Source organism: Actinacidiphila epipremni, assembly GCF_012034175.1.
Taxonomy (GTDB): Bacteria; Actinomycetota; Actinomycetes; order Streptomycetales; family Streptomycetaceae; genus Actinacidiphila; species Actinacidiphila epipremni.
Genome location: NZ_JAATEJ010000006.1, coordinates 110821 through 134449, shown reverse-complemented (window position 1 = coordinate 134449; position 23629 = coordinate 110821). Strand labels below are relative to the sequence as shown.

At 75.3% G+C, this 23629-nt stretch carries 24 protein-coding genes; 13 read left to right on the top strand and 11 right to left on the bottom strand.

The window, feature by feature from the left end; all coding sequences use genetic code 11:
- Positions 1 to 109: 109 nt before the first annotated feature.
- Positions 110 to 1627, top strand: a complete 1518-nt coding sequence (locus tag HCN08_RS10580) for an MFS transporter (protein ID WP_167982714.1) — start codon at positions 110 to 112, stop codon at positions 1625 to 1627.
- A gap of 177 nt (positions 1628 to 1804) precedes the next feature.
- Here the strand turns inward: HCN08_RS10580 and HCN08_RS10575 are convergent, their stop codons facing one another.
- Entirely contained in the window at positions 1805 to 2773 is a 969-nt protein-coding gene (locus tag HCN08_RS10575; RefSeq protein WP_167982713.1) for an ROK family protein, read from the bottom strand.
- A 497-nt stretch (positions 2774 to 3270) separates the two neighbouring features.
- Here HCN08_RS10575 and HCN08_RS10570 point away from each other — a divergent pair, with 497 nt between their 5' ends.
- The gene (locus tag HCN08_RS10570; RefSeq protein WP_167982865.1) at positions 3271 to 4257 is read left to right on the top strand and encodes a LacI family DNA-binding transcriptional regulator; all 987 of its coding nucleotides are present in this window, start codon (positions 3271 to 3273) and stop codon (positions 4255 to 4257) included.
- A gap of 118 nt (positions 4258 to 4375) precedes the next feature.
- On the opposite strand, the gene HCN08_RS10565 is transcribed toward HCN08_RS10570, so the two are convergent.
- The 7 genes from HCN08_RS10565 to HCN08_RS10535 all read right to left on the bottom strand — a co-directional run bounded on the left by HCN08_RS10565 (position 4376) and on the right by HCN08_RS10535 (position 10739).
- Positions 4376 to 5338 carry an electron transfer flavoprotein subunit alpha/FixB family protein gene (locus tag HCN08_RS10565; protein WP_167982712.1) on the bottom strand — a complete coding sequence of 321 codons (963 nt, stop codon included), beginning with the start codon at positions 5336 to 5338 and terminating at the stop codon, positions 4376 to 4378.
- A 54-nt stretch (positions 5339 to 5392) separates the two neighbouring features.
- Positions 5393 to 6178 carry an electron transfer flavoprotein subunit beta/FixA family protein gene (locus tag HCN08_RS10560; RefSeq protein WP_167982711.1) on the bottom strand — a complete coding sequence of 262 codons (786 nt, stop codon included), beginning with the start codon at positions 6176 to 6178 and terminating at the stop codon, positions 5393 to 5395.
- 243 nt (positions 6179 to 6421) lie between these two features.
- Complete coding sequence (locus tag HCN08_RS10555) at positions 6422 to 6748, bottom strand: TlpA family protein disulfide reductase (RefSeq protein WP_167982710.1); 327 nt, start codon at positions 6746 to 6748, stop codon at positions 6422 to 6424.
- A gap of 34 nt (positions 6749 to 6782) precedes the next feature.
- A complete protein-coding gene (locus HCN08_RS10550) occupies positions 6783 to 7379 on the bottom strand; it encodes a transglutaminase-like domain-containing protein (RefSeq protein WP_167982709.1) in 597 nt (198 codons plus the stop codon).
- A 62-nt stretch (positions 7380 to 7441) separates the two neighbouring features.
- On the bottom strand, positions 7442 to 8563 hold the full coding sequence (locus tag HCN08_RS10545) for a threonine aldolase family protein (protein ID WP_167982864.1): 1122 nt from the start codon (positions 8561 to 8563) through the stop codon (positions 7442 to 7444).
- The gene (locus HCN08_RS10540) at positions 8560 to 9318 is read right to left on the bottom strand and encodes an SDR family oxidoreductase (protein ID WP_167982863.1); all 759 of its coding nucleotides are present in this window, start codon (positions 9316 to 9318) and stop codon (positions 8560 to 8562) included. The genes HCN08_RS10545 and HCN08_RS10540 overlap by 4 nt, the downstream gene beginning before the upstream one ends.
- 23 nt (positions 9319 to 9341) lie before the next feature.
- Positions 9342 to 10739 (bottom strand): DUF6421 family protein, encoded by a 1398-nt coding sequence (locus HCN08_RS10535; RefSeq protein ID WP_167982708.1) that lies wholly within the window; start codon positions 10737 to 10739, stop codon positions 9342 to 9344.
- 225 nt (positions 10740 to 10964) lie between these two features.
- On the opposite strand from HCN08_RS10535, the gene HCN08_RS10530 reads away from it, so the two are divergent.
- Positions 10965 to 11633: a glycerophosphodiester phosphodiesterase gene (locus HCN08_RS10530; protein ID WP_167982707.1), complete on the top strand. Its 669-nt coding sequence runs from the start codon at positions 10965 to 10967 to the stop codon at positions 11631 to 11633.
- Positions 11634 to 11657: 24 nt separating this feature from the next.
- On the opposite strand, the gene HCN08_RS10525 is transcribed toward HCN08_RS10530, so the two are convergent.
- On the bottom strand, positions 11658 to 12191 hold the full coding sequence (locus tag HCN08_RS10525) for a GNAT family N-acetyltransferase (protein WP_167982706.1): 534 nt from the start codon (positions 12189 to 12191) through the stop codon (positions 11658 to 11660).
- A 327-nt stretch (positions 12192 to 12518) separates the two neighbouring features.
- On the opposite strand from HCN08_RS10525, the gene HCN08_RS10520 reads away from it, so the two are divergent.
- From HCN08_RS10520 to HCN08_RS10485, 8 genes are all read left to right on the top strand, one after another.
- Positions 12519 to 13070 (top strand): DUF5134 domain-containing protein, encoded by a 552-nt coding sequence (locus HCN08_RS10520; protein ID WP_167982705.1) that lies wholly within the window; start codon positions 12519 to 12521, stop codon positions 13068 to 13070.
- A 193-nt stretch (positions 13071 to 13263) separates the two neighbouring features.
- On the top strand, positions 13264 to 14205 hold the full coding sequence (locus HCN08_RS10515) for a M56 family metallopeptidase (protein WP_167982704.1): 942 nt from the start codon (positions 13264 to 13266) through the stop codon (positions 14203 to 14205).
- A gap of 88 nt (positions 14206 to 14293) precedes the next feature.
- A complete protein-coding gene (locus tag HCN08_RS10510) occupies positions 14294 to 14992 on the top strand; it encodes an HAD family hydrolase (protein WP_167982703.1) in 699 nt (232 codons plus the stop codon).
- A gap of 190 nt (positions 14993 to 15182) precedes the next feature.
- Positions 15183 to 15851 (top strand): TetR/AcrR family transcriptional regulator, encoded by a 669-nt coding sequence (locus tag HCN08_RS10505; RefSeq protein ID WP_167982702.1) that lies wholly within the window; start codon positions 15183 to 15185, stop codon positions 15849 to 15851.
- A gap of 66 nt (positions 15852 to 15917) precedes the next feature.
- On the top strand, positions 15918 to 16595 hold the full coding sequence (locus HCN08_RS10500) for a uracil-DNA glycosylase (protein ID WP_167982701.1): 678 nt from the start codon (positions 15918 to 15920) through the stop codon (positions 16593 to 16595).
- A 26-nt stretch (positions 16596 to 16621) separates the two neighbouring features.
- The gene (locus HCN08_RS10495; protein WP_167982700.1) at positions 16622 to 17464 is read left to right on the top strand and encodes a phospholipid scramblase-related protein; all 843 of its coding nucleotides are present in this window, start codon (positions 16622 to 16624) and stop codon (positions 17462 to 17464) included.
- A gap of 7 nt (positions 17465 to 17471) precedes the next feature.
- Positions 17472 to 18440 (top strand): N-acetylglucosamine kinase, encoded by a 969-nt coding sequence (locus HCN08_RS10490; RefSeq protein ID WP_167982699.1) that lies wholly within the window; start codon positions 17472 to 17474, stop codon positions 18438 to 18440.
- Between the two features lie 183 nt (positions 18441 to 18623).
- Positions 18624 to 19514, top strand: a complete 891-nt coding sequence (locus HCN08_RS10485; RefSeq protein WP_167982698.1) for a sirohydrochlorin chelatase — start codon at positions 18624 to 18626, stop codon at positions 19512 to 19514.
- Between the two features lie 102 nt (positions 19515 to 19616).
- Here the strand turns inward: HCN08_RS10485 and HCN08_RS10480 are convergent, their stop codons facing one another.
- A complete protein-coding gene (locus tag HCN08_RS10480) occupies positions 19617 to 20657 on the bottom strand; it encodes a lactonase family protein (RefSeq protein WP_167982697.1) in 1041 nt (346 codons plus the stop codon).
- A 241-nt stretch (positions 20658 to 20898) separates the two neighbouring features.
- Here HCN08_RS10480 and HCN08_RS10475 point away from each other — a divergent pair, with 241 nt between their 5' ends.
- Positions 20899 to 21438, top strand: a complete 540-nt coding sequence (locus HCN08_RS10475; protein WP_167982696.1) for an Lrp/AsnC family transcriptional regulator — start codon at positions 20899 to 20901, stop codon at positions 21436 to 21438.
- A gap of 22 nt (positions 21439 to 21460) precedes the next feature.
- Here HCN08_RS10475 and ligD read toward each other — a convergent pair whose 3' ends face one another.
- A complete protein-coding gene (gene ligD / locus HCN08_RS10470) occupies positions 21461 to 22474 on the bottom strand; it encodes a non-homologous end-joining DNA ligase (RefSeq protein WP_167982695.1) in 1014 nt (337 codons plus the stop codon).
- Positions 22475 to 22541: 67 nt separating this feature from the next.
- Between ligD and HCN08_RS10465 the strand changes: the two genes are divergently transcribed.
- Entirely contained in the window at positions 22542 to 23618 is a 1077-nt protein-coding gene (locus tag HCN08_RS10465; protein WP_167982694.1) for an ATP-dependent DNA ligase, read from the top strand.
- The last annotated feature ends 11 nt before the right edge of the window (positions 23619 to 23629 follow it).

Sequence of the window (23629 nt, the reverse complement as noted above, 5' to 3'; positions counted from 1 at the left end):
TCAGTGAACAGACTCACGTGCTACGCTGCGGCCGAGTCGTAGGTTCAATGACCAGACTCACCACTGCTCGGCATCCCACGGACCGACCGCACCCCAGCGGAGGAACCCCATGAACGCCCAGGCCGCACCCGGCAGCCCCGCCCCGCCCGCCGTCCCCGGTGAACCCCCGCGCCGCCCCGGCGGTGAGCCGCCCCCGGCCCCCGCCGCCCACCGGGCCCCCGCCCACGGCGCCGGGGCGACGCTGCTGACGGTGTGCCTCGGCACCCTCCTGACGCTGATGGCCTTCACCGCCCCCGCCACCACGCTCGGCGCCACCGCGCACGGGCTGCACTCGGGGCCCGTCGCCCAGACCTGGATGCTCACCGGCACCCCGGTCGGCCTGGCCGCCCTGCTGCTGACCATGGGCAGCGTCGCGGACGCGCGCGGCCGGCGCCGTACGTTCGCCTCGGGCACGGTCGTGCTGCTGCTGTCCACCGCGCTGTCGGCCGCCGCGCCCGGCACCGCCTTCTTCCTGGCCGGCCGCGTCGTCCAGGGCGCGGCGAGCGCGGCCGTGCTGGCGGCGGGCCTGGGGCTGATCGCCGCGACACACCCGGCGGGCCACCAGCGGGTGCGGGCGCTGGGGATGTGGGGCGCGACGGTCGGCGCCGGGGTCGCCGTCGGCCCGGTCTACGCGGCGGTGCTGACGCAGGTCTGGGGCTGGCGCTCGATCTACTGGGGCCTGGCGCTGCTGGCCGTGCCGGTGGCCGCGCTCACCGCGGCCGTCCCCGAGTCACGTGCCGCCCGGCCCCGCCGGCTGGACCCGGCCGGCGCGCTGACCCTGAGCGCCGGCGTCGGCGCGCTGGTCGCCGGCTTCGGCGAGAGCCGCAGCGGCTGGCTCCAGCCGGCGGTGCTGGTGCCGGTCGCCGCCGCGGCGGTGGCGCTCGCCGTCTTCGCCGCGGTGGAGCGCCGGGTCGCCGAGCCGATGCTGGACCCGCAGCTGTGGCGCAGCCCCGCCTTCCTCGCCGCGGAGCTGGGCGCGCTCACCAACGGCCTCGCCCTGGTCGGGGTGTTCAGCTACCTGCCGACCATCGTGGAGGGCGTGCTCGGCACCGGCGCGGTGGCCACCAGCATGCTGTTCGTGGTGTGGTCGGGCGTCTCGGCCCTGTCCGCGCTGCTGGCCCGCCGGCTCGCGCCGTACGTCACGGCCGGCGCGCAGGCCGCGCTGGGCCTGACGATCGCCGCGATAGGCCAGGGCGCGCTGTACGGGCTGCACGTCGGCGGCTCGTACGGCAGGCTCTTCCCGGGCCTCGCGGTGGGCGGCGTCGGCAGCGGCATCCTCAACGCCGCGCTCGCCCGGCTCGCGGTCTCCAGCGTGCCGGCCGACCGCAGCGCCATGGGCTCGGGCGCCAACAACACCGCCCGCTACGTCGGTTCGGCCCTCGGCGTGGCGCTCACCGTCGCCGTCGTGACCGCCGCCCACGCCTCCTCCCCCGCCGCCGCCCTCGCCGCGGGCGGCAACCACGCCTTCCTGCTCAGCGCCGCCGCCTGCCTGGCCGGCGGCGCCGCGGTGTGGCTGCTCAGCCGCCGCGCCGCCACACCGGCGACGCGCCGCGAGGTCGCCGTCCCGGCGGGCGGCGAGGGGGCGTAGGCCCGAGCGGGCGCACCCGGCCGTACGACCGGGGCGCCGGTCACAAGCAGGCCCGGGTGGGGCCCCGGGGGCAGCTCGGGGCGACCGTACGGCCGGGGGCGCCGCCCGGACGGCCTCACCCGGCCGTGCGCCGGGGCGCGTGCGCCGGGCGGCGCGCCCCGGCGTACGGCCCGCGGCTCAGCCCGCGACGAAGCCCGCGAGGCCCAGGCCCTGGGCGGCTGCCGCGGCGGCGCCCACCAGCCCCGCGTCGGTGCCCAGCTTGGCCGGGACGACGTCCACGCCGGCCGCGAAGGACAAGGTGGCGTAGTGGGTCAGGTGCTCGCGCAGCGGGTCGAAGAGCACGGGCCCCGCGCCGGCGACCCCGCCGCCTATGACGGCGACGTGGATCTCGACCAGCGTCGCGGTCGCCGCGATGCCCGCCGCGAGGGCCTGGGCGGCGCGGTCGAAGGAGGCCAGCGCGAGCGGGTCGCCGGCCCGCGCGGACTCCGCGACGGCCGCCGCGGTGGGCGCGGCGCCGGCCGGCGGCGTCCAGCCGGACTCCACCGCGCGGCGGGCGATGTTGGGGCCGCTGGCCAGCCGCTCGACGCAGCCGCGGGAGCCGCACGGGCAGGGGTCGCCGTCGAGGTCGACGCTGATGTGGCCGATGTGCCCGGCGTTGCCGGTCGGGCCGGGCAGCAGCGTGCCGCCGAGCACCAGGCCGCCGCCGACGCCGGTGGACACCACCATGCACAGCGCGTTGTCGTAGCCGCGGGCGGCGCCCTGCCAGTGCTCGGCCGCGGTCATCGCGACACCGTCGCCGGTGAGCACCACCGGCAGCCCGCCGGCCGCGCCCGCGACCCGGGGCACGAGCGGGAAGTCACGCCAGCCGGGGACGTTGACGGGGCTCACGGTGCCGTGCACGGCGTCCACCGGCCCGGCGCTGCCGATGCCGACGGCGACCGCCGCCCCCCACTGCGGGGCCGCGCGCAGCTCGCCCAGCACCTCGGCGACGGCGCCCATCACCGTCTCGCCGTCCCGGCCGGCGGGCGTCGGCCGCAAAGAGCGCGCGACCAGCCGCCCCTCGGTGTCGACGAGGGCGCCGGCGATCTTCGTGCCGCCGATGTCCAGTGCGGCCACCAGTGGACCGGTCGCGCCGTGCACGTGCATCGTTTTGTCGATCTCCTTCGTGCGGGATGGTGCTCGGGTGGTACGGCGGTCTGGCCGCCGCATGGTGCGGGGGTGGTGCCGGGTCGTGCGCGGTGGTGCAGGTGGTGCGGGGGTGGTGCCGGGTGGAGCTGGGTCGTACGGGGTCGTACGCGGTGGGACGTGGCCGTACGGCGCTGCCCTCCAGTAAGTACGGAGGTGGAACGGCGGCCTCGCCCCGGTCGTGCCCTGACTGTGTTCAGGTCGTGCCCGGGTCGTGCCGTGGTGGTGCTTGGGTGCTGCTCGGGGTTGCTTTCGCGCCGCGCCCGGGCCGTTGTGCGGCCCGTGCCGGCCGGTGGCCGGCCCCGCTCGGGCAGAGCTTCGGCCGCCCTCGGCCGCCCCGCTTCCACGGCGCGGGCCCCGGGGGTAGTCTCGCCTGATCGTGACAACGTTGTCCATCTCTTGCCGCAGGGAATACTACGACCGTGACCCATACTCCAGGACGCGTCCCCCGGCCCACCATGAAGGATGTCGCCGCCCGGGCGGGTGTCGGCCTGAAGACGGTCTCCCGGGTGGTGAACGAGGAGCCGGGCGTCACCCCCGACACCGCGGCCCGCGTCCAGGCCGCGATCGACGCCCTCGGCTTCCGCCGCAACGACAGCGCCCGGCTGCTGCGCACCCGCCGCACCGCGAGCGTCGGCCTGGTCCTGGAGGACCTCGCCGACCCCTTCTACGCCTCCTTGAGCCGGGCCGTGGAGGACGTGGCCCGCGCGCACGGCGCGCTGCTGTTCACCGGGTCCAGCACCGAGAACCCGCGCCGCGAGCAGGAGCTGGTGCTGGCCTTCTGCGCCCGCCGGGTCGACGGGCTGGTCGTGGTGCCGGCCGGTGACGACCACCGCTACCTGGTGCCCGAGATCGACGCCGGCGTGGCGACGGTGTTCGTGGACCGCCCCGCGGGCCGGATCGACGCCGACGTGGTGCTCACCGACAACGCCGGCGGCACCCGGGCGGGCGTGGCGCACCTGATCGCGCACGGCCACCGCAGGATCGGGTTCATCGGCGACCAGCCCGGCATCCACACCGCCGCCGAGCGGCTGCGCGGCTACCGCGAGGCGATGGCCGACGCCGGGATCGACGTACGCCCGCAGTGGTACGCGATGGGCCCGACCACCCCGCAGCGGGTGCAGGCGGTGCTCGCCTCCATGCTGTCAGGACCCGAGCCGGTGACCGCGCTGCTGGCCGGCAACAACCGGGTGACGGTGACGGCGGTACGGGTGCTGTCCGGCCGCCCGGAGCCGGTCGCGCTGGTGGGCTTCGACGACTTCGAGCTCGCCGACCTGCTGGACCCGCCGGTCACGGTGGTCGCCCAGGACGCCCCGGGCCTCGGCCGTACCGCGGCCCAGATGCTCTTCCGGCGGCTGGACGGCGCGGCGACGGGCACCAGCCGGGTCGAGCTGCCGGCCCGGCTCATCCCGCGCGGCTCCGGCGAGATCCCGCCCTCGTCCTGACCTGCTCCCCCGGTACGCCGGCCGGTACGCAGCCGGGCGCGCCGCCCGGGAGTGCCGCGGCCCCCGTGCGCGTGAGGCGTACGGGGGCCGCGGCGTGCTGCGGGGCCGGGGCGGCGGGTCAGCCCTTGCGGGCCTTGACCTCCGCGGTGAGCTGCGGGACGACCTGGAAGAGGTCGCCGACGACGCCGTAGTCGGCGAGGTCGAAGATCGGGGCCTCGGCGTCCTTGTTGACCGCCACGATGGTCTTGGAGGTCTGCATGCCGGCCCGGTGCTGGATGGCGCCGGAGATGCCGTTGGCGATGTAGAGCTGCGGGGAGACCGACTTGCCGGTCTGGCCGACCTGGTTGCTGTGCGGGTACCAGCCGGCGTCCACCGCGGCGCGGGAGGCGCCGACGGCCGCGCCGAGGGAGTCGGCGAGCTCCTCGATGATCGAGAAGTTCTCCGCGCCGTTGACGCCGCGCCCGCCGGAGACCACGATCGCGGCCTCGGTCAGCTCCGGGCGGCCGGTGGACTGGCGCGGGGTGCGCGAGACGACCTTGGTGCCGGTCGCCAGCTCCCCGAAGGAGACCTCCAGCGGCTCGACGGTGCCGGCGGCCGGGGCGGCCTCGACGGGCGCGGAGTTGGGCTTGACGGTGATCACCGGGATGCCGCGGGAGACCCGGGAGCGGGTGGTGAAGGCGGCGGCGAAGACGGACTGCGTGGCGACCGGCCCCTCGTCGCCCGCGGTCACGTCGACGGCGTCGGTGATGATGCCGGAGCCGAGCCGCAGCGCCAGCCGGGCGGCTACCTCCTTGCCCTCGGCGGAGGACGCCACCAGCACGGCGGCCGGCGAGACGGCCGCGGCGGCGGCCTGCAGCGCGTCCACCTTCGGGACGACGAGGTAGTCGGCGAACTCGGGCGCGTCGGCGGTGAGCACCTTGACGGCGCCGTGCTCGGCCAGGACCGGGGCGGCGGTGTCGGCGCCGGGGCCGAGGTGCACGGCGACCGGGTCGCCGATGCGGCGGGCCAGGGTGAGCAGTTCGAGGGTCGGCTTGCGGACGGCGCCGTCCACGTGGTCGACCAGGACGAGGACTTCAGCCATGGGAATCGTTCTCCTGCGGAAAATGGGAGGCGGGGGCGGGCGAGCGGTCGCGGCTCAGATGAACTTCTGCTCCGCGAGGTAGGCCGCGAGCTGCTTGCCGCCCTCGCCCTCGTCCTTGACGATCGTGCCTGCGGTGCGCTCCGGGCGCTTGGCGGCGTCCTGCACCGCGGTCCAGGCGCCGGCCAGGCCGACCTCGGCCGCGTCGATGCCGAGGTCCGACAGGTCCAGGGACTCCACCGGCTTCTTCTTGGCGGCCATGATGCCCTTGAAGGACGGGTAGCGGGCCTCGCCGGACTGGTCGGTGACCGACACCAGCGCCGGCAGCGCCGCCTCCAGCTGCTCGCTCGCCGCGTCGCCGTCCCGGCGGCCGGTCACCGTGCCGTCGGCGACCGCGACCTCGGACAGCAGGGTGACCTGCGGGATGCCCAGCCGCTCGGCGAGCAGTGCGGGCAGGACGCCCATGGTGCCGTCGGTGGAGGCCATGCCGGTCACGACGAGGTCGTAGCCGATGTGCTCGATCGCCTTGGCGAGCACCAGCGAGGTGCCGATGACGTCCGAGCCGTGCAGCGCGTCGTCCTCGACGTGGACGCCCTTGTCGGCGCCCATGGACAGCGCCTTGCGCACCGCGTCCTTGGCGTCCTCGGGGCCGACGGTCAGGACGGTGATCTCCGCGTCGTCGGCGGCATCGGCGATCTGCAGCGCCTGCTCGACGGCGTATTCGTCCAGTTCCGACAGCAGGCCGTCGACCGCCTCGCGGTCGGTGGTCAGGTCATCGGCGAAGTGGCGGTCGCCGGTGGCGTCGGGCACGTACTTCACAGCGACTACGATCCTCAAGCTCACGCCTGCTCTCCTACTGCTTCGTCCTGCACGTCTTCGTCAACTGCCCTGGCAGCGCCCTGGCAAGTGCCCCGGAATTGGCAGCATAGGCGCCAGTGGCCGCGGCTCCCCGCCGCGGTACGCCCTGCGTCCCCGGCGAGTCCCCGGCGTTTATATTACTCGCCAGTACATCCGCTGTGCGGCTGCTTAGCAAGGCCCGCCGGCTGTGACCTGTCCGACGCCGCCGCGTGCGCGCCGCGGGCGCCGTCAGATCGCCGCGCCGAGTGCGGCGATCACGTCGGCCCGGCGCGGCTGCCCGGCCGCGCGGCGGACGACCGCGCCCGACGCGTCCAGGACGAGCACCGTCGGGGTGCGCTCGATGCGCAGCCGGCGCATCAGCGCGAGGTGCGCCTCGGCGTCGATCTCCACATGGCGTACCCCCTCGACCATGTCCGACACCTCGGCGAGCACCCGGCGGGTGGCGCGGCAGGGCGCGCAGAAGGCGCTGGAGAACTGCACCAGCGTGGCGCGCTCCCCCAGCGGCCCGCCCAGGTCGGCGGCCGTGAGCCGCGCGGCGTCGTCCGCGGCACCCATGCGCGGTCCTCCTCGGGACGGATCGGCCGTACGGTCACGGCAGTTCGGTGAGCAGCACGATCCGCGCGCTGCTCGGCGCCGCGCGCAGGCTTTCCACGACCTGCGGCAGCGGCGCGGCGTACACGGTGGGATAGTCGCACTCCCCGAGCTGCGGGCGCACGGGGAAGGCGAGCTGCTCCACGTCCAGCGAGAAACCGGCGTCCACCCCGGGTTTGTTCCCCCGGGCGTCCAGCCGGCTCCAGCGGTCGGTGCCGGGCAGCCGCAGCGCGACCAGGCCGTGCAGCGCGGGGTCGGAGCCGTCGTCGGCGGTCAGCCGCTGGTAGCACAGCCCGGCGGGGATGCCGCGGGCCCGCAGCAGCGCGGTGAGGGCGTGGGATTTCGCGTAGCAGATGCCGTTGCGCTGCTCCAGGACGTCGGAGGCCCGCCAGGTCACGCGCGGGTCGCCGGAGTCGAAGGAGTGCGGGACGGCGTCCCGGACGTATTCATAGGCCGCTTGCGCATATTCATGCAGGCTTCCGGTGTCCTCGGCGAGCAGTGCCGCCGTCTCGGCCACCAGCGGGTCGTGGTGGTCGATGACGTCGTCGGCCGCGAGATACGCGGACAGGTCGGTGGTCTCCGGTGTCGGTTCCATGCGCCGACCCTAGGAAACCACCGGCCCGCGATCAATCGAATTACCGATCTCCGTATATTTATTCAGCCACGAGCGGCGGCCATCTCCTCGGCGAGGGCCGCGGCGAAGGTGTCGACGTCCCGCTCGGTGGTGTCGAAGGCGCACATCCAGCGCACCTCGCCGGTCGCCTCGTCCCAGAAGTAGAAGCGGTGGCGCTTCTGCAGCCGCTCGCTCACCTCGCGCGGCAGCACCGCGAAGACCGCGTTGGACTGCACCGGCTGCGTCACCCGCACGCCCGCGACGCCGCTCACGGCCGCCTCCAGCCTGCGGGCCATCGCGTTGGCGTGCGCGGCGCTGCGCAGCCACAGGTCGCCGGCCAGCAGCGCCTCGAACTGCACGGACACGAAGCGCATCTTGGACGCCAGCTGCATCGAGAGCTTGCGCAGGTACCTCAGCCCGCGCACCCGCTGCGGGCTGAGCACGACGACGCACTCGCCGAGCAGCAGCCCGTTCTTGGTGCCGCCGAAGGACAGCACGTCGACGCCCGCGTCGGTGGTGAAGGCGGCGAGCGGCACCCCGAGGGTCGCGGCGGCGTTGGCGAGCCGCGCGCCGTCCATGTAGACGGCCATGCCCCGCTCGTGGGCGTGCTCGCAGATCGCCCTGACCTCCTCGGGCGTGTAGCACGTGCCCAGCTCGGTGGTCTGCGTCAGCGCCACGACCTGCGGCTGGGCCCGGTGCTCGTCCTCGAAGCCCCATGCCTGCCGGTCGATCAGCCCGGGGGTGAGCTTGCCGTCCGGGGTCGGGACGGTGAGCAGCTTCAGGCCGCCCACGCGTTCGGGCGCGCCGCACTCGTCGACGTTGATGTGCGCGCTCTCGGCGCACACCACCGCGCCCCACCGCTCGGTGAGCGCCTGCAGCGCGGTCACGTTGGCGCCGGTGCCGTTGAAGACCGGGAAGACTTCGGCGGCGGGGCCGAAGTGCCGCCGGAAGAGGTCCTGGAGGCCGGCGGTGTACGCGTCGCCGCCGTAGGCGACCTGGTGGCCGCCGTTGGCGAGGGCGAGCGCAGCCAGCACCTCGGGGTGGACCCCGGCGTAGTTGTCGCTGGCGAAGCCGCGGACGTCGGGGTCGTGCCGCCGTACGGCGTCGGTGGCGGCGGGTGCCGGCGGCGCGGGGGGCTCCGCGCGCTCGTCGGCGGGGTCGGTCACGGTTGGGGCGTCAGCCACTGGCGGGTTCCGTTCACTTGCGCTGCGGTGCCGTTCCACACGTCCGCGATCGCGTCGGCGAGGTCGCGTACGTCGGTGAAGCCGGCGAAGGTCGACTGCGGGCGCTCGGCCCGCAGACCATCGTGCACCAGCGCCTTGATCACCAGGACGGTGGCCGCCGCGGTGGGCCCGTCGGGGCCGCCGAGCTTGCGGAAGGAGTCGCCGAGCGCGAGCGTCCATGCCTCGGCCGCGGCCTTGGCGGCGGCGTAGGCGGCGTTCCCGGCGGTGGGCTTGCTCGCGCCGGCCGCGCTGATCAGGACGTAGCGCCCGCCGGGGCTGCGCATCAGCCCGTCGTGGAAGGCCAGCGAGGTGTTCTGGACGGTGCGGATCAGCAGCTTGTGCAGCACGTCCCAGTCGGCGAGCTCGGTCTCGGGGAAGGACGCCGAGCCGCGCCAGCCGCCCACCAGGTGCACCAGGCCGTCGACCCGCCCGTGGTCCTTCTCGATCCGGCCGGCCCAGTCCTGCGTGGCCTCCAGGTCGAGCAGGTCGACGATCTCGCCGGTGATGTCCGCGCCGCCCGCGTCGTAGCGCGCCGCGTCCACGGCCTCGGCGAGCCGCTCGGGGTCTGCGTCGGCGGCGACGACGTGGCTGCCCGCGCGGGCCAGCCGCTGCAGGACGGCGCGGCCCGCCGGTCCCCCGGCGCCCGCCACCGCGATCACCGCTCCGTCCAGCCCGCCCGTGTACGTGTCGGTCGTCATCTGCGCCTCCTCGGCCGCACCGGTCACGCGGCCCTCCTCGCCGCGCTGTCGCCGACGATGCCGCGGGTCGAGGCGATCACCTCACGCAGCTTCCTGGCAAGGGCCTCGTAGAACATGCTGAGCGGAAACTCGTCCGCGAGCACGTCGTCGACCAGTTTGCGCGGCGGCAGCGTCAGGTCCAGGGCGTCCGGACCCTTGGCCCAGACCGAGCCGGGATGCGGCGACAGGTAGTGCGCGACCAGGTCGTAGGCGGCGAACCAGTGCACGAGCTTGGGCCGGTCGATGCCGTCGCGGTACAGCGTCTCGATCTCCGCGCAGAGCTGGTTGGTGACCTGCGGTGCGCGTTCCCAGTCGATGTGCAGGGTGTTGTCCGTCCAGCGTACGGCGTCGTGCTTGTGCAGGTAGGAGAACAGCAGCTGCCCGCCGAGCCCGTCGTAGTTGCGCACCCGCGCGCCGGTGACCGGGAAGCGGAAGAGCCGGTCGAAGAGGATCGCGTACTGCACGCCCAGGCCCATGGGGTGCCCCTCGGCCTGGAGCTTGACCGCCTCGCGGAAGGTGGTCAGGTCGCAGCGCAGCTCTTCCAGGCCGTACATCCAGAACGGCGCCCGCTGCTTGATCATGAACGGGTCGAACGGCAGGTCGCCGTGGCTGTGGGTGCGGTCGTGGATCATGTCCCAGAGCATGTACGTCTGCTGTGCCAGGTCCTGGTCGGCGACCAGCCGGGCGGCCTCCGGGGGCAGGTCGAGGCCGAGGATGTCCACGGCCGCGGCGGTGACCGCGCGGAAGCGGGCGGCCTCGCGGTCGCAGAAGATCGCGCCCCAGCTCCAGCGGGCGGGCGGTTTGCGCACCGCGACGGTCTCCGGGAAGAGCACCGCGGAGTTGGTGTCGTAGCCGGGGGTGAAGTCCTCGAAGGTGATCGGCACGAACTGCGGGTTGTCGTACCGGGTGCGCTCCAGTTCCGCGAGCCAGTCGGGCCACATCACGCGCAGCGCGACGGCCTCCAGGTTGCGGTCCGGGTTGCCGTTCTGCGTGTACATCGGGAAGACGACCACATGGCGGCGGCCGTCGGCGCGGTCGGCGGCGGGCTGGAAGGCCAGCAGCGAGTCGAGGAAGTCGGGGACGCCGAAGCCGTCGCCGGCCCAGCGGCGCAGGTCGGCCTCCAGTGCCCGGTGGTAGGCGGCGTCGTGCGGGAGGAGGTCGGTGAGCCGGCCCACCGCCTCGGCGATCCGGTCGAGGGTCCGCGCGGCCTGCTCGCGGGTCGGCGCGCCCTCGGCGTCGAAGTCCACGGAGCCGTCCGGGCGCTGCCAGGGCCGTACCGTCTCGACGGCCTCCTTCAGCTCCGCCCACGCGGGGTGGCCGATGACGTCGGGACCGGATATGCCACGGGCTTGCGCTGCCGTCGACGAAAGAATGTCAGCCATGACCCCTCCTCCGCAGAAAAAATTACCGTGCGACCACCGTATCCGGGTCCCTCTTGCCCCTTCAAGCGGACCAGGGGCGGATCTTCCGGCGGGTGGGCGCGGAAACGGCGGTTCTTACGGCAGCTGCCCCGATTTGCGGCGGTCCATTCCGGAATCCGCTCCGTGGCGCCGGGTCGTCACGGAGTGTTGGGCCGCGTGTCGCCCGGGCCGCTTAGGGTGTGCGGTATGAGCTTCCTCACCGTCGGCCACCGCGGCGTCATGGGCGTCGAGCCGGAGAACACCCTGCGGTCCTTCCGCCGCGCCGAGCAGGCCGGGCTGGACCAGGTCGAACTCGACCTGCACCTGAGCAAGGACGGCGCGCTGGTGGTGATGCACGACGCGGACGTGGACCGGACCACGGACGGCAGCGGGCCGATCCGCGACCTCACGCTGGCCGAGATCCGCGGCCTGGACGCCGGGCTCGGGGAGCGGGTGCCGGTCTTCGAGGAGGCGCTGGAGGCGGTGTCGGGGCCCATCCAGGCCGAGATCAAGGACGTCGCGGCGGCCCGGGCGCTCGCCGACACGCTGCGCGAGCGCGGGGCGACCGGGCGGGTCAGCGTGCTGTCGTTCCACGACGAGGCGCTGGCCGAGGTCCACGCGCTGCTGCCGGACGTGCCGACCGTGCTGGTCGCCGGCGAACCCGGCCCGCGCATCGTGCCGCGGGCGCAGGCGGTGGGCGCCCGGATGGTGAGCCTGGACCTGACCCGGCTGAGCCTGGACGTGGTACGGCGCTGCCAGGCCGCCGGCATCGCCGTCATCGCCTGGACGGTGAACACCGCGCAGGACTGGGCGCTGGTGCGCGCGCTGGGCCTGGACGGCGCGGTCACCGACCTGCCGGCGGAGCCGGCCGCCTGAGGCCGGGCGCGGGGCGCCCCGCGCTCAGAGCCGCTTGGTCAGCACCTCGAACTCCAGGTCGTCCCGGGTGGGCAGGCCGAACCGCTCGTCGCCGTACGGGAAGGGCCGGGTCTGCCCGGTGCGGGCGTAGCCGCGGCGCACGTACCAGGCGATCAGGTCCTCGCGCAGGGAGATCACCGTCATGTGCATCTCGGCGACCTTCCACTCCTCGCGGGCGAAGCGTTCCGCCTCGGCGATGACGAGCTTGCCGAGGCCGCCGCCCTGGAGCGCGGGCCGCACCGCGAACATCCCGAAGTAGGCGTGCGTGCCGCGGTGCTCCAGCTGGCAGCAGGCCACCAGCTCGCCGTCGCGCTCCACCACGACCAGCCGGCTGTCGGGGCTCTCGACGACCGCGAGCACGCCCGCGGGGTCGGTGCGCTGGCCCTCCAGGATGTCCGCCTCGGTCGTCCAGCCCGCCCGGCTGGCGTCGCCGCGGTAGGCGGACTCCACGAGCGCGACGAGGGCGGGCACGTCTGCCGCGGTCGCGGCACGGAAGGTGGGCGGGGCGGCGGTGTCCATGCGCCACAGGCTAACCGAGGGTGAGCCCTGCGCGGCGGGGATCCGGCGGGCGGCCCGGCTGCCGGTGCGGCGGCAGGAGAGGGGCGGGAGGCAGCCGGGAGGCATGCGGGCGGGCGCCGGGCAGGCAGCCACCCGGACGGGCGGGCGCGTACGGGCCGGGCGCGCTCCCCCGGGCACCTCCGTGCGCTTGGGTGTGCGCTGCCGGGACCGGGCAGGCTCCGGACGAGCCGCCGTTCCCGCGGGCGCTCGGGCCGCGGGGACGGGGCGTGAGCGCGAGGGGGCTCGCGAGGTGAGGGGCACGAGGGAGCGCGAGGGAGGGGGGACGCCGTGCACGGACCGCCGGTGGTGGCCTGGCTGCTGGTGGCGCTGAGCGTCGCCGCCGCGCTGATGTGCGTCCTGCGCGGGGGCGCGCGGGCCGAGGCGCTGCTGGGCGCCGGGATGGCGCTGATGGCCGTGCCGATGTCGGTCTTCGACCCGCCGCGCTGGGGCTCGGCCGTGCTCGCCGCGGTGTTCGCCGCAGCCGCGCTGGAGGCGGTGCGCCCGTCGCCGCACCGGCCGGCCCACCGGATGCACCACTCGGTGTGCGCCGGTGCGATGGTCTACATGGCGGCGGCGATGGCCGCGGCCGGCCCCGTCCACGAGGGGCACGCCGGTCACACCGGCGCGGGCGGCGGCGCCCCGCTGCTGACCGGGCTGCTGCTGGCGTATTTCGCGGCGTACGTCCTGCGCTCGGGCGCCCGGCTGGTCGCGGTGGCCGGTGCCCCGGCGCCGCTGCCCGCCACCGGCGGTGCGATACGGCTGCGGCACGCGCCCGAGGTCGCGGCGGCGTGCCGGGTGGCGATGGCGCTGGCGATGTTCGCGATGCTGCTGACCCTGTGACGCCGTGGCCCGGTGATCCCGCGCGGCCCGTGGCTCGGCGGTGGCGTGCGGCCCGCCGCGCGTGGCCCGGCGGTGGCGTGCGGTGCACGGTGGGGCCCTTGGGGTGCCTGGTGCCGGTGCGCTCGTGTGAGTGATGCGTCACATCCCGTGCGGCCCGCCCCGCCGTCCCCCGCGCGCTCCTAGAGTGATCGTCATGACGGTCCCGTTCGTGCTGCTGTTCCTCGGCGCACTGACGGCGGCGATGGCGCCGCGACTGCTGTCCCGTGCCGACTGGCCGGAACGCGAACCGGTGCTGGCCCTGTGGGTCTGGCAGTGCGTGGTCGCCGCCGTGCTGCTGTGCTGTCTGTCCGCGCTGGCGCTGACCGCGTCGGCGGCGTGGTCGGCGGTGCGCGGCCATGTGTTCGCCTTCGCGCCGCACGGCGTCGTGGACGCCTACGGGCTGTCGGAGTACGGCCGCGGCGCCGCGGCGCTCGCGGTGATGCTGGCGCTCGGCGGCCTGTGGACGGTGGCGATGCTGACCCGCGAGGTGCGGGCCGCGCGCGGCAGGCGGCGCAGGCGGCGGGCCGAGCTGCGGGTGCGCGCGCCCCAGCTGCCGGGCGAGGACCTGCCGCCCGGCGAGCGGCTGGTCGTGCTGGAGGACCCGCGCACCGACGCCTGGTGGCTGTCCGGCGCCGAGCCGCAGCTGGTGATCACCACCGCCGCGCTGCGCCGGCTCAAGGGCCGGCAGCTGGACGCGGTGCTGGCGCACGAGCAGGGCCACATGCGGGCCCGGCACGACGTCCTGCTGCACTGCTCGGGCGCGCTGGCCGGCGGCTTCCCGCAGGTGCCGGTCTTCGCGGCCTTCCGCGACCAGGTGCACCACCTGGTGGAGCTCGCCGCGGACGACACCGCCTCCCGCCGGGTCGGCCGGCTGACGACGGCGCTGGCGCTGGTGGAACTGAACGAGGAGCGCGGGGTGTTCGGCGCCGCCCCGGCGCAGCTCGCCGAGCTCCCCGGGCGGGTCCACCGGCTGCTCGACCCGGCGCCGCGGCTGCCGCTGGCCCGCCGGGTGCGGATGAGCGCGTGCGCGCTGCTGGTCCCCGCGGTGCCGCTGCTGATCGCCTTCGGGCCGGGCCTGGGCGCCCTGACCTGGTGACGCCGGCCGCCCCGCGCCATCCCACCCCCCGGCCCGGCGGCCCGTGGACGCGTGGCCGCCGTACGACGCGAGCAAGGTGATCGAGGCGATGACGGTCAAAGGCTGCATGTTCGACTTCTCCGGCACCCTCTTCCGTATCGAGCCCGCAGCGGACTGGCTCCGCGGCGGGCTGGAGGCCGCGGGCGTCGCGGCGTCCGCGGACGAGGTGGCGTACTGGTCGGCGCGGCTGGAGGCGACGGGCGCGCAGCCGGGCGGTACGCCGCCCGCGCGGGAGCCGGCCGGCGAGGCGGCCGGGGCCGAGTGGGCGCTGCGCGACCTGACCGCGGAGCGGCACCGGCGCGCGTACACGGGGCGCTCGCGGGCGGCGGGGCTGCCCTGGGACGTCCACGACCTGCTGTACGACCGGCACATGGCGCCCGAGGCGTGGCGCCCGTACCCGGACGCCGCCGAGGTGCTGGGGGCGCTGCGGGAGCGCGGCGCGCCGGTCGCGGTGGTCAGCAACATCGGCTGGGACCTCAGGCCGGTGTTCGCCGCGCACGGCCTGGACGTCCTCGTCGACGCCTTCGTGCTGAGCTACGAGGTGGGCGCGCAGAAGCCGGACCCGGCGATCTTCCGGGCCGCCTGCGCGCAGCTCGGGCTGGCGCCGCAGGAGGTCGCGATGGTCGGCGACAACCGGGAGGCGGACGGCGGCGCGGCGGCCCTGGGGTGCCCGGTGCTGCTGGTGGACCACCTGCCGGCCGAGCGCAGACCCGGCGCCCTGCGCGGGGTGCTCGACCTCGTGGGCTGAGGCCGGCCCCGGCCGGGGCCGTGTGCCGCGCGCGGCGGCCCGCAGGCCGGGGCGTGCACGGCGGGCGCCGTTCCCGGCGATCCCCCGCGTCGCCGGGAACGGCGCCCGTCCCCCGTAAACCCGTACGGGCCATGGCCCGCCGGGATGCGCTGAGTATATTGGCTCGCAGCCAGTCAACGCAGGAGTAAGCATGTCCCCTCGGAGCGCTTCGGTCAATGAAGCGATGCGCAGGCGTTCCCGGGAACGGCTGCTGCAGGCCACCGTCGAGCTGGTGGAGGAGCGCGGGTACGAGGCGACCACGCTCGCCGACATCACGCAGCGCGCCGGGTCGGCCCGCGGCCTGGTCTCGTACTACTTCTCCGGCAAGCGGGCGCTGCTGCAGTCCGCGGTGCACCGGCTGATGGCCGACGAGCTGGCCGCGGCGCTGGAGAGCGAGCCGCGCACCGCCGACGGGCAGGAGCTGCTGGCGCGGGCCATCGACGGGATGCTCGGCATCAGCGTCCGGCACACCACCTTGATGCGCACCCACATGGCGTCGATCCTCCAGGAGGAGGGCTTCATCCAGTGCCCGGAGCAGCAGCGCCTCGCGGAGCTGCTGCGCGACACCGTCGCCGCCTGGGGGGCCGACGACCCCGAGGAGGAGTACAAGCTGCTGCGGGCGCTGCTGATGGGCGCGACGGTGGCCATGCTGCTGCCGGGCGCGCCGATGCCGGTCTACCGGCTGCGCGCCGAGCTCTTCCAGCGCTACGGGCTGGACTGGGCCGCCGGCCTGCCCCCGGCGGGCGCCGAGGACTGCGACCCGGCCACCGGTGTGCGGCTGCCCCCGTCTGCCCGCCCGGACCCCGCGCTGCGCCCGTGAGCCGGCCGGCTCCGGGGGCCGATCGCGGTGCGTGGCACGGGTGTTGAGCCAGTAGAGTGACGGACCGTGACAGCACGACCGTTGAACGAGATTGTCGAGGCGGGGTGGGCGAAGGCGCTCGAACCCGTGGCGGACCGGATCGCGGCGATGGGGGACTTCCTCCGCGCGGAGATCGCCGCGGGCCGCACCTACCTGCCGGCCGGCGCGAACGTCCTGCGGGCGTTCCAGCAGCCGCTGGACGAGGTGAAGGTGCTGATCGTCGGGCAGGACCCGTATCCGACGCCCGGTCACGCGGTGGGCCTGAGCTTCTCGGTCGCCCCCGACGTACGGCCGCTGCCCGGCAGCCTGGAGAACATCTACCGCGAGATGTGCGCGGACCTCGGGGTGCCGCGGCCGTCGAACGGCGACCTGACGCCGTGGACGCGGCAGGGCGTGCTGCTGCTCAACAGGGCGCTGACCACCGCGCCGCGGCGGCCGGCCGCGCACCGCGGCAAGGGCTGGGAAGAGGTCACCGAGCAGGCGATCCGGGCGCTGGCGGCGCGCGGACGGCCGCTGGTGTCGGTGCTGTGGGGGCGGGACGCGCGCAATCTGCGCCCGCTGCTCGGGCAGTTGCCGGCGATCGAGTCGGCGCACCCGTCGCCGATGTCGGCCGACCGCGGCTTCTTCGGCTCGCGCCCGTTCAGCCGGGCGAACGACCTGCTCGTACGGCAGGGGGCCCAGCCGGTGAACTGGCAGCTTCCGTAGCCGCCCGGCCACGGTACTCTGCCCGGGTGACAACGCATTCGAATACCCCGGCGGGCTGGTACGCGGACCCGCAAGGCACTCCGAACCTGCTCCGCTACTGGGACGGCACCCGGTGGACGGAGCACACCAACCCCGGGCAGGTGCCCCAGCAGCAGCAGCCCGGCGGGGGCAGTGCCTGGGAGCTGAACGTCAGCCGGCCGGCGGACCCCTCGAAGGTCCAGCACCAGGTGCAGCAGCAGGCCGGGGTGTCGCCCACGGCCTACGGCGGCGGCACGCTGTTCACCGAGCCGGTGCTGGTGGTGAACCAGAAGGCCAAGCTCATCGAGCTGGTCAACGAGTACAGCGTGTTCGACCAGCACGGCAACACGCTGGGGTCGGTCGTCGAGGTCGGGCAGAGCACCGCGAAGAAGGTGCTGCGCTTCGTCTCCAGCGTCGACCAGTTCCTGACCCACAAGCTGGAGGTCAGGGACGCGCAGGGCACGCCGCACCTGGTGCTGACCCGGCCGGCGAAGTTCATCAAGTCCAAGGTGCTGGTGCAGCGCGCCAACGGCGAGCCGCTCGGCGAGATCGTCCAGCAGAACGCCTTCGGCAAGATCCGCTTCGGCTTCATGTACAACGGCCAGCAGATCGGCGCGATCAAGGCGGAGAACTGGCGGGCCTGGAACTTCGCGATCGTCGACCACACCGAGACCGAGATCGCCCGGATCACCAAGACCTGGGAGGGCCTGGCCAAGACGCTGTTCACGACGGCGGACAACTATGTGCTGCAGATCCACCGGCAGCTCCAGGACCCGCTGCTGAGCATGGTCGTCGCCTCCGCCCTGACCGTGGACACCGCCCTCAAGCAGGACTCCCGCGGACTGGGCTGAGCCCGCGATGACGCAGTGGGTCCTCGGCGTCGACTCCGGCGGCTCCGGTGTGCGGGTGGCCCTCGCCCCGGCCGGCGGCTCCGGCGGCCCGGCGCCGCGCACCGACGAGCGGCCCGCGGTGACCGGCGAGCGCGGCATCGACGCGGCGAGCCTGCTGGAGCGGGTGCTGCCGCTCGCGACCGGCCTGATGCGCGAGGCCGGCGCCGACGCGCTGCCCGCGGCCTGCGTCGGCGCCGCCGGAATGGCGACGCTCGGCGACGACCTGCGGGCGGTGCTGCCCGGCGCGCTCGGCGAGGCCCTGGGGGTGCGGTCGCTGGCGCTGGCCGGTGACGCCGTCACCGCGTACGCCGGGGCGCTGGGCCTGCGCCCCGGCGTGGTCGTCGCGGCCGGCACCGGCCTGATCGCGCTCGGCACCGCGGGCGACGGCTGGCGGCGCGCCGACGGCTGGGGCCATCTGCTGGGCGACGCCGGCGGCGGCGCGTGGATCGGCCGCGCCGGCCTCGACGCGGCGATGCGCGCGTACGACGGCCGGGCCGGCGGCTCGCCCGCGCTGCTGGCCTGCGCGCGGGACCGCTTCGGGCCGCCCGGCGGGCTGCCGGGGCGGCTCTACCCGCGCGCCGACCGGCCCGCGGTGCTGGCGTCGTTCGCGCCGGACGTGGCGCGGTGCGCCGCGCAGGACCCGGTGGCGTCCGGGATCCTGCGGCAGGCCGCCCAGCACATCCTGGAGTCGGCCGCCGCGGCCCGCCCGCCGGGCGCCGGGCGTACCGACGTGGGCCTGGCCGGCGGGCTGTTCAAGATGGGCGAGCCGCTGCTGGGGCCGCTGCGCGACCAGGCGGAGTGGCTGCTGCCGGACGCGACGCTGGTGCCCGCGGCGGGCGACCCGCTGGACGGCGCCCTGCGGATCGCCGCGGCGCTCGCGGAGGGCCGGCTGACGCTGCCCTGCGACGGGGCGATGCTCACCGTCGGCGGACGGTAGCCGCCGGGCCGCCGCCGCGGTCTCCTCGGGGCCGGGGAGCCGCCGCCCGGACGCGTACGATGACCGCCGTCCGACGGTCGGTGACGGCCGTCGCGCCCGGGGAACCGGACAGTTCAGGACAGGCCCGGCCGTCTCGCACCCGGTTGAACAACCGTGCGCCGCAAGGCGTTAGCATGCGTCGCCATGAGCACTACCACAGGCGGTCCCGCCTCCGGCCTCCCTGTTCGCATGCCGCGCCCGCGCCAGACCGGACGCCACCGCCGACCCGAGGCGCTGTCCGCGCCCGAGGGCGCCCCGGTGCTGGTCCTCGCCGTTCCCGGCACTCCGTCGAGCGCCGCGCTGAGCCTGGCCGAAGAAGTCGTCAGCATCGCCCGCTCCGAGCTGTCCGGACTCGATCCGCGGATCGGCTTCGTCGACGCCGAGGGCGACCACGACAGCGAGTTCCCGTCGCTGCGCAGCGTGCTGGACCAGGTCGCGGAGGACAGGGCCGGCGAGGACACCGCCGCGGTCGTGGTGCCGCTGCTGGCCGGGCCCGAGGCGTCGGTGCTGCGCCGGGTGCGGCAGGCCGTCGCCGACAGCAAGGCGCAGGTGGAGCTGACCGAGGTGCTCGGCCCGCACCCGCTGCTCGCCGAGGCGCTGCATGTACGGCTGTCCGAGGCGGGGCTGGCCCGCGCCGACCGCGCACGGCTGTTCACGGTCGCGACCGCCGCCGACGGCATCATCCTGGCCACGGTCGGCGGCGAGGAGGCCGCCCAGGCCGCCGGGGTGACCGGGCTGCTGCTGGCCGCCCGGCTCGCGGTGCCGGTGCTGGCCGCCGCGTTGGACGAGGACGGCGCCATCGCGGGCGCCGCCGAGCAGTTGCGCGCCTCGGGCTCCACGACGCTGGCGCTCGCGCCGTGCCTGATCGGCCCGGAGATCGCCCCGCAGCTGCTGCACACCGCGGCGGCGGAGGCCGGCTGCTCGGGCGCCGACGCGCTCGGCCCGTACCCGGCCGTGGGCAAGCTGGTCGTCACGCAGTACGCGGCGGCGCTGGGCCTGCCGATGCAGCAGCCGACCGGTGCGCCGATGCACTGAGCGCACGCGACGCCGACGGCGGGCGGTCCCGGTGGTCCGGGGCCGCCCGCCGTGCGTGTAGGCCGTGCGTGTGCGCCGTCCGTATCAGGCCGTGCCGGGGCGTCAGACGAAGAGCACGCAGGACGCGGCCGGCACGTCGAGGGAGCCGGCCTGCTTGGGGATGCCGGTGGCCGGGTCGACGTCGAACCAGGTGACGTCGCCGGAGCGCTCGTTGGCCGCGTAGAGCCGGGTGCCGGCGGGGTCCAGGGTCAGGTGCCGGGGCCAGTCGCCGCCGCAGCCCACGGTGTCGAGCAGTTCCAGCCGCTCGCCGCCGTCGTGGACGGCGAGCACCGCGATGCTGTTGTGGCCGCGGTTGGCGGCCCACGCGAAGCGGCCGTCGGCGGCGATCACGACTTCCGAGGGGTAGTTCTCGCCTTCCGTGCCCTCGGGCAGCACCCGGGTCTCGGACAGCGGGCGCAGGCTGCCGCGTTCGGGGTCCCACGCGCAGACGGTGACGACGGAGTCCAGTTCGTTCATCACATAGGCGTGCCGGCCGTCGGGGTGGAAGGCCAGATGGCGCGGGCCGATGCCGGAGCGCAGGCCCAGTTCCCGCTCGATCTCCAGCTCGCCGCTGCCGGGGTCGAGTTCGCACACCCGCACCGAGTCGGTGCCGAGGTCCACGCTGACCGCCCAGCGCCCGGTGGGGTCGGTGAGCACCGCGTGCGCGTGCGGGGCTTCCTGGCGTTCGGCGTGCGGGCCCTCGCCCTCGTGCTCCAGCAGCGAGCGCAGTTCGCCGAGGCTGCCGTCGGGCCGGATCCGCAGCACGCTGACGCTGCCGGGGGCGGCGTAGTTGGCGGTCAGCAGGTGGCCCCGGTGGACGGCGAGGTGGGTCGGCGAGCCGCCGTGCACGCGTACGGGCGCGCCGAGCAGCTTGGGGGCCGCGGGGTCGGCGAGCGAGAACGCGGCGGCGGCGCCGTCCGGCGCGGTCTCGCTGACGGTGTAGAGCGTCCCGCCGTCGGGGGACGCGGTGAGGAAGGACGGGTCGGCCACGTCGGCCGTGGCGCCGAGCGCGGTGAGTGCTCCCGTCCGCGGGTCGACGGTGGCCGTGGTGAGCCCGCGCCCGCCCGCCGAAGTGAACGACCCGATGTAAACGTGCCCGGCCACTGCCGTACCTCTTCCGCCTGATGTCTGTACGGCGGCTGAGAGTAGTGCCTGGCGCGCCGCGCGTCCTCTCCGGGGCCGGTGTGGCGCCGCCAGTGGCCCTCCCGGGTGGTGCCGGGCGGGGGCCGTTGGGTGGCGGCGACGGCCGCTCGCTGCGGTGATGGCTCAAAGTAGCCGGTCGGCCGTTGGGCCATCAGTACGGTGATCATGAGATCCCCGACGACCGCGAGGAGACGTCCGGCCCATGCCCTTCGACGCCCTGGACGCCCGCATACTGCGGCTTCTGCTGGACCAGCCGCGCACCAGCGTCCGCGGGTACGCCCGTATCCTCGGGGTGGCCCGCGGCACCCTTCAGGCCCGGCTGGAACGGCTGGAACGCGACGGCGTCATCACGGTGGCCGGCCCGCGGGTCTCCCCCGCCGCGCTCGGCCATCCGGTGCTGGCCTTCGTGCGGATCGAGGTCGCCCGCGGCCATCTGGACGAGGTGGGCGGCGCGTTGGCGGACGTGCCGGAGATCGTCGAGGCGTTCTCGGTCGCCGGCAGCGGCGGCGACCTGCTCACCCGGGTCGTGGCGCGGGACAACGCGCATCTGGAGTCGGTCATCCAGCGGCTCGGCCGGCTGCCCGGCGTGGTGCGGATCCGGACCGAGATAGCCCTCAGCGAACGCGTGGCCTACCGGGTGCTGCCGCTGGTCGAGGCGCTGGCGGTGGAGGCGGGGGCGGAGAGCCGGGCGGCAGCCGGGGCGGAGACCGGAGCGGAGCCCGGGCGGCCCGAGGCGAGGTAGCGGCGGCCGGGCGGGTCGCTGCTCAGTCCGCGGTCTTCCTGGCCCTGCTGGGCTGGACGCGCTTGGGCTCGCCCTTCATCTTGGGGTGCTCGGGCGGGTAGGGCAGGTCGCCGAGGCCGTGGTCGCGTTCGTCGCGGGCGGCGAGGTCGAGGGCGGCGTCGAGGCGGAAGGCGTGGTCGTCCATGTCGGCGTGCAGGTCGCCGGTCTCGGCGTAGCGGGCGGGCATGGTGACGATGTCGAAGTCGGCGGGCGCGATGTCGGCCAGCTCCTCCCAGTCCAGCGGGGCGGAGACGGGGGCGTGCGCGAAGGGGCGCACGGAGTAGGCGCTGGCGATGGTGCGGTCGCGCGCGGTCTGGTTGTAGTCCACGAAGATCTTGCTGCCGCGCTCCTCCTTCCACCAGGCCGTGGTGATCCGCCCGGGGTCGCGGCGCTCCAGCTCGCGGGCCACCGCGATGGCCGAGCGGCGCACCTGGGTGAAGGTCCACTCCGGCGCGATGGGCACGAAGACGTGCAGGCCCCGCCCGCCCGACGTCTTGGGCCAGCCGCGCAGGCCCAGGCCCTCCAGCACCTCGCGCAGCTGCCCGGCGGCGCGCACCGCGTCGGCGAAGCCGGTGCCGGGCTGCGGGTCGAGGTCGATGCGCAGTTCGTCGGGGTGCTCGGTGTCGCCGCGGCGCACCGGCCAGGGGTGGAAGGTGAAGGTGCCGAGGTTGGCGGCCCAGAGCACCGCGGCGACCTCGGTGGGGCAGATCTCGTCGGCGTAGCGCCCGCTGGGGAAGGCGATGCGGCCGGTCGGGATCCAGTCGGGCAGGTTCTTCGGCGCGCGCTTCTGGAAGAACGACTCGCCCTCGACGCCGTCGACGTACCGCTCCAGGGTGGTGGGGCGGTTGCGCAGGGCCCGCAGGATGCCGTCGCCGACGGCGAGGTAGTAGCGCACGAGGTCGGCCTTGGTCAGGCCGCGCTGCGGGAAGTAGACCTTGTCCGGGTGCGACACCCGCACCGTGCGGTCGCCGACGGTCAGCTCCAGCGTCTGTGCCATGCCCCCCACGCTAGGCCGGGCGGCCCGCCGGCGCGCCCCGTGCGGCCCCGGCGCGCACAATCGGGGCATGGACCTGCCGGTGATGCCCCCAGTGCAGCCGATGCTCGCCAAGACCGCCCGGGCCATCCCGCCGGGGATGCAGTACGAGGCCAAGTGGGACGGCTTCCGGGCGATCGTGTTCCGGGACGGCGACGAGATCGAGCTGGGCAGCCGCTCCACCAAGCCGCTCACCCGCTACTTCCCCGAGGTCGTGGCGGCGCTGCGCGAGCACATCCCGCGGCGGTGCGTGCTGGACGGCGAGATCGTCATCACCCGCGGCGGGCGGCTGGACTTCGACGCGCTGCTGGAGCGTATCCATCCGGCGCAGTCGCGGGTCCGCCATCTGGCGGAGGTGACACCGGCGAGCTTTGTCGCCTTCGACCTGCTGGCGCTCGGCGACCGGTCGCTGATGGACGAGCCGCAGAGCGAGCGCAGGGGCGCGCTGACGCGGGCGCTGCGGGACGCCGGCGCGCCGGTCTTCACCGCGCCGGCGACCGGCGACCCGGCGCTCGCCGGGGACTGGTTCGACCGCTTCGAGGGCGCGGGGCTCGACGGCATCGTGGCCAAGCCGCCGCAGCTGCCGTACCGGCCGGGTGAGCGGGCGCTGGTGAAGGTCAAGCACGAGCGCACCGCGGACTGCGTGGTGGCGGGTCTGCGGCAGCACAAGAGCGGCCCGGTGGTGGGCTCGCTGCTGCTGGGGCTGTTCGACGGCGGCGGGCGGCTGCAGCACGTCGGGGTGTGCGCGTCCTTCCCGATGCGGCGGCGGGCCCAGCTGATGGAGGAACTGGCGCCGCTGCTCATGGAGTCGGTGGCCGGGCACCCGTGGGAGGCGTGGACCAGCGAGGAGGCGCAGGCCGGCGGGCGGCTGCCGGGCGGGCCAAGCCGGTGGACGGGCAAGAAGGACCTGTCGTGGCTGCCGCTGCGCCCCGAGCGGGTCGTGGAGGTCGCCTACGACCATATGCAGGGCGACCGTTTCCGCCATACGGCGCAGTTCCGCCGCTGGCGGCCGGACCGCGAGCCGGAGCAGTGCACGTACGCCCAGCTGGAGGAGCCGGTGCGCTACGACCTGGCGGGCTTCCTGACGTCGGGGCAGGTCGGGGGCTGACGCCCGGGGGC

Excerpts from the sequence above, each read along its gene's own strand:
- HCN08_RS10510 (WP_167982703.1), top strand. The coding sequence starts at position 14,294 with ATGACGGTCAAAGGCTGCATGTTCGACTTCTCCGGCACCCTCTTCCGT.
- ligD (WP_167982695.1), bottom strand. The coding sequence starts at position 22,474 with ATGGCACAGACGCTGGAGCTGACCGTCGGCGACCGCACGGTGCGGGTG.
- HCN08_RS10550 (WP_167982709.1), bottom strand. The coding sequence starts at position 7,379 with ATGGAACCGACACCGGAGACCACCGACCTGTCCGCGTATCTCGCGGCC.
- HCN08_RS10540 (WP_167982863.1), bottom strand. The coding sequence starts at position 9,318 with ATGACGACCGACACGTACACGGGCGGGCTGGACGGAGCGGTGATCGCG.
- HCN08_RS10535 (WP_167982708.1), bottom strand. The coding sequence starts at position 10,739 with ATGGCTGACATTCTTTCGTCGACGGCAGCGCAAGCCCGTGGCATATCC.
- HCN08_RS10530 (WP_167982707.1), top strand. The coding sequence starts at position 10,965 with ATGAGCTTCCTCACCGTCGGCCACCGCGGCGTCATGGGCGTCGAGCCG.
- HCN08_RS10575 (WP_167982713.1), bottom strand. The coding sequence starts at position 2,773 with ATGCACGTGCACGGCGCGACCGGTCCACTGGTGGCCGCACTGGACATC.
- HCN08_RS10505 (WP_167982702.1), top strand. The coding sequence starts at position 15,183 with ATGTCCCCTCGGAGCGCTTCGGTCAATGAAGCGATGCGCAGGCGTTCC.
- HCN08_RS10475 (WP_167982696.1), top strand. The coding sequence starts at position 20,899 with ATGCCCTTCGACGCCCTGGACGCCCGCATACTGCGGCTTCTGCTGGAC.
- HCN08_RS10490 (WP_167982699.1), top strand. The coding sequence starts at position 17,472 with ATGACGCAGTGGGTCCTCGGCGTCGACTCCGGCGGCTCCGGTGTGCGG.
- HCN08_RS10465 (WP_167982694.1), top strand. The coding sequence starts at position 22,542 with ATGGACCTGCCGGTGATGCCCCCAGTGCAGCCGATGCTCGCCAAGACC.
- HCN08_RS10485 (WP_167982698.1), top strand. The coding sequence starts at position 18,624 with ATGAGCACTACCACAGGCGGTCCCGCCTCCGGCCTCCCTGTTCGCATG.
- HCN08_RS10580 (WP_167982714.1), top strand. The coding sequence starts at position 110 with ATGAACGCCCAGGCCGCACCCGGCAGCCCCGCCCCGCCCGCCGTCCCC.
- HCN08_RS10525 (WP_167982706.1), bottom strand. The coding sequence starts at position 12,191 with ATGGACACCGCCGCCCCGCCCACCTTCCGTGCCGCGACCGCGGCAGAC.
- HCN08_RS10555 (WP_167982710.1), bottom strand. The coding sequence starts at position 6,748 with ATGGGTGCCGCGGACGACGCCGCGCGGCTCACGGCCGCCGACCTGGGC.
- HCN08_RS10570 (WP_167982865.1), top strand. The coding sequence starts at position 3,271 with ATGAAGGATGTCGCCGCCCGGGCGGGTGTCGGCCTGAAGACGGTCTCC.
- HCN08_RS10515 (WP_167982704.1), top strand. The coding sequence starts at position 13,264 with ATGACGGTCCCGTTCGTGCTGCTGTTCCTCGGCGCACTGACGGCGGCG.
- HCN08_RS10565 (WP_167982712.1), bottom strand. The coding sequence starts at position 5,338 with ATGGCTGAAGTCCTCGTCCTGGTCGACCACGTGGACGGCGCCGTCCGC.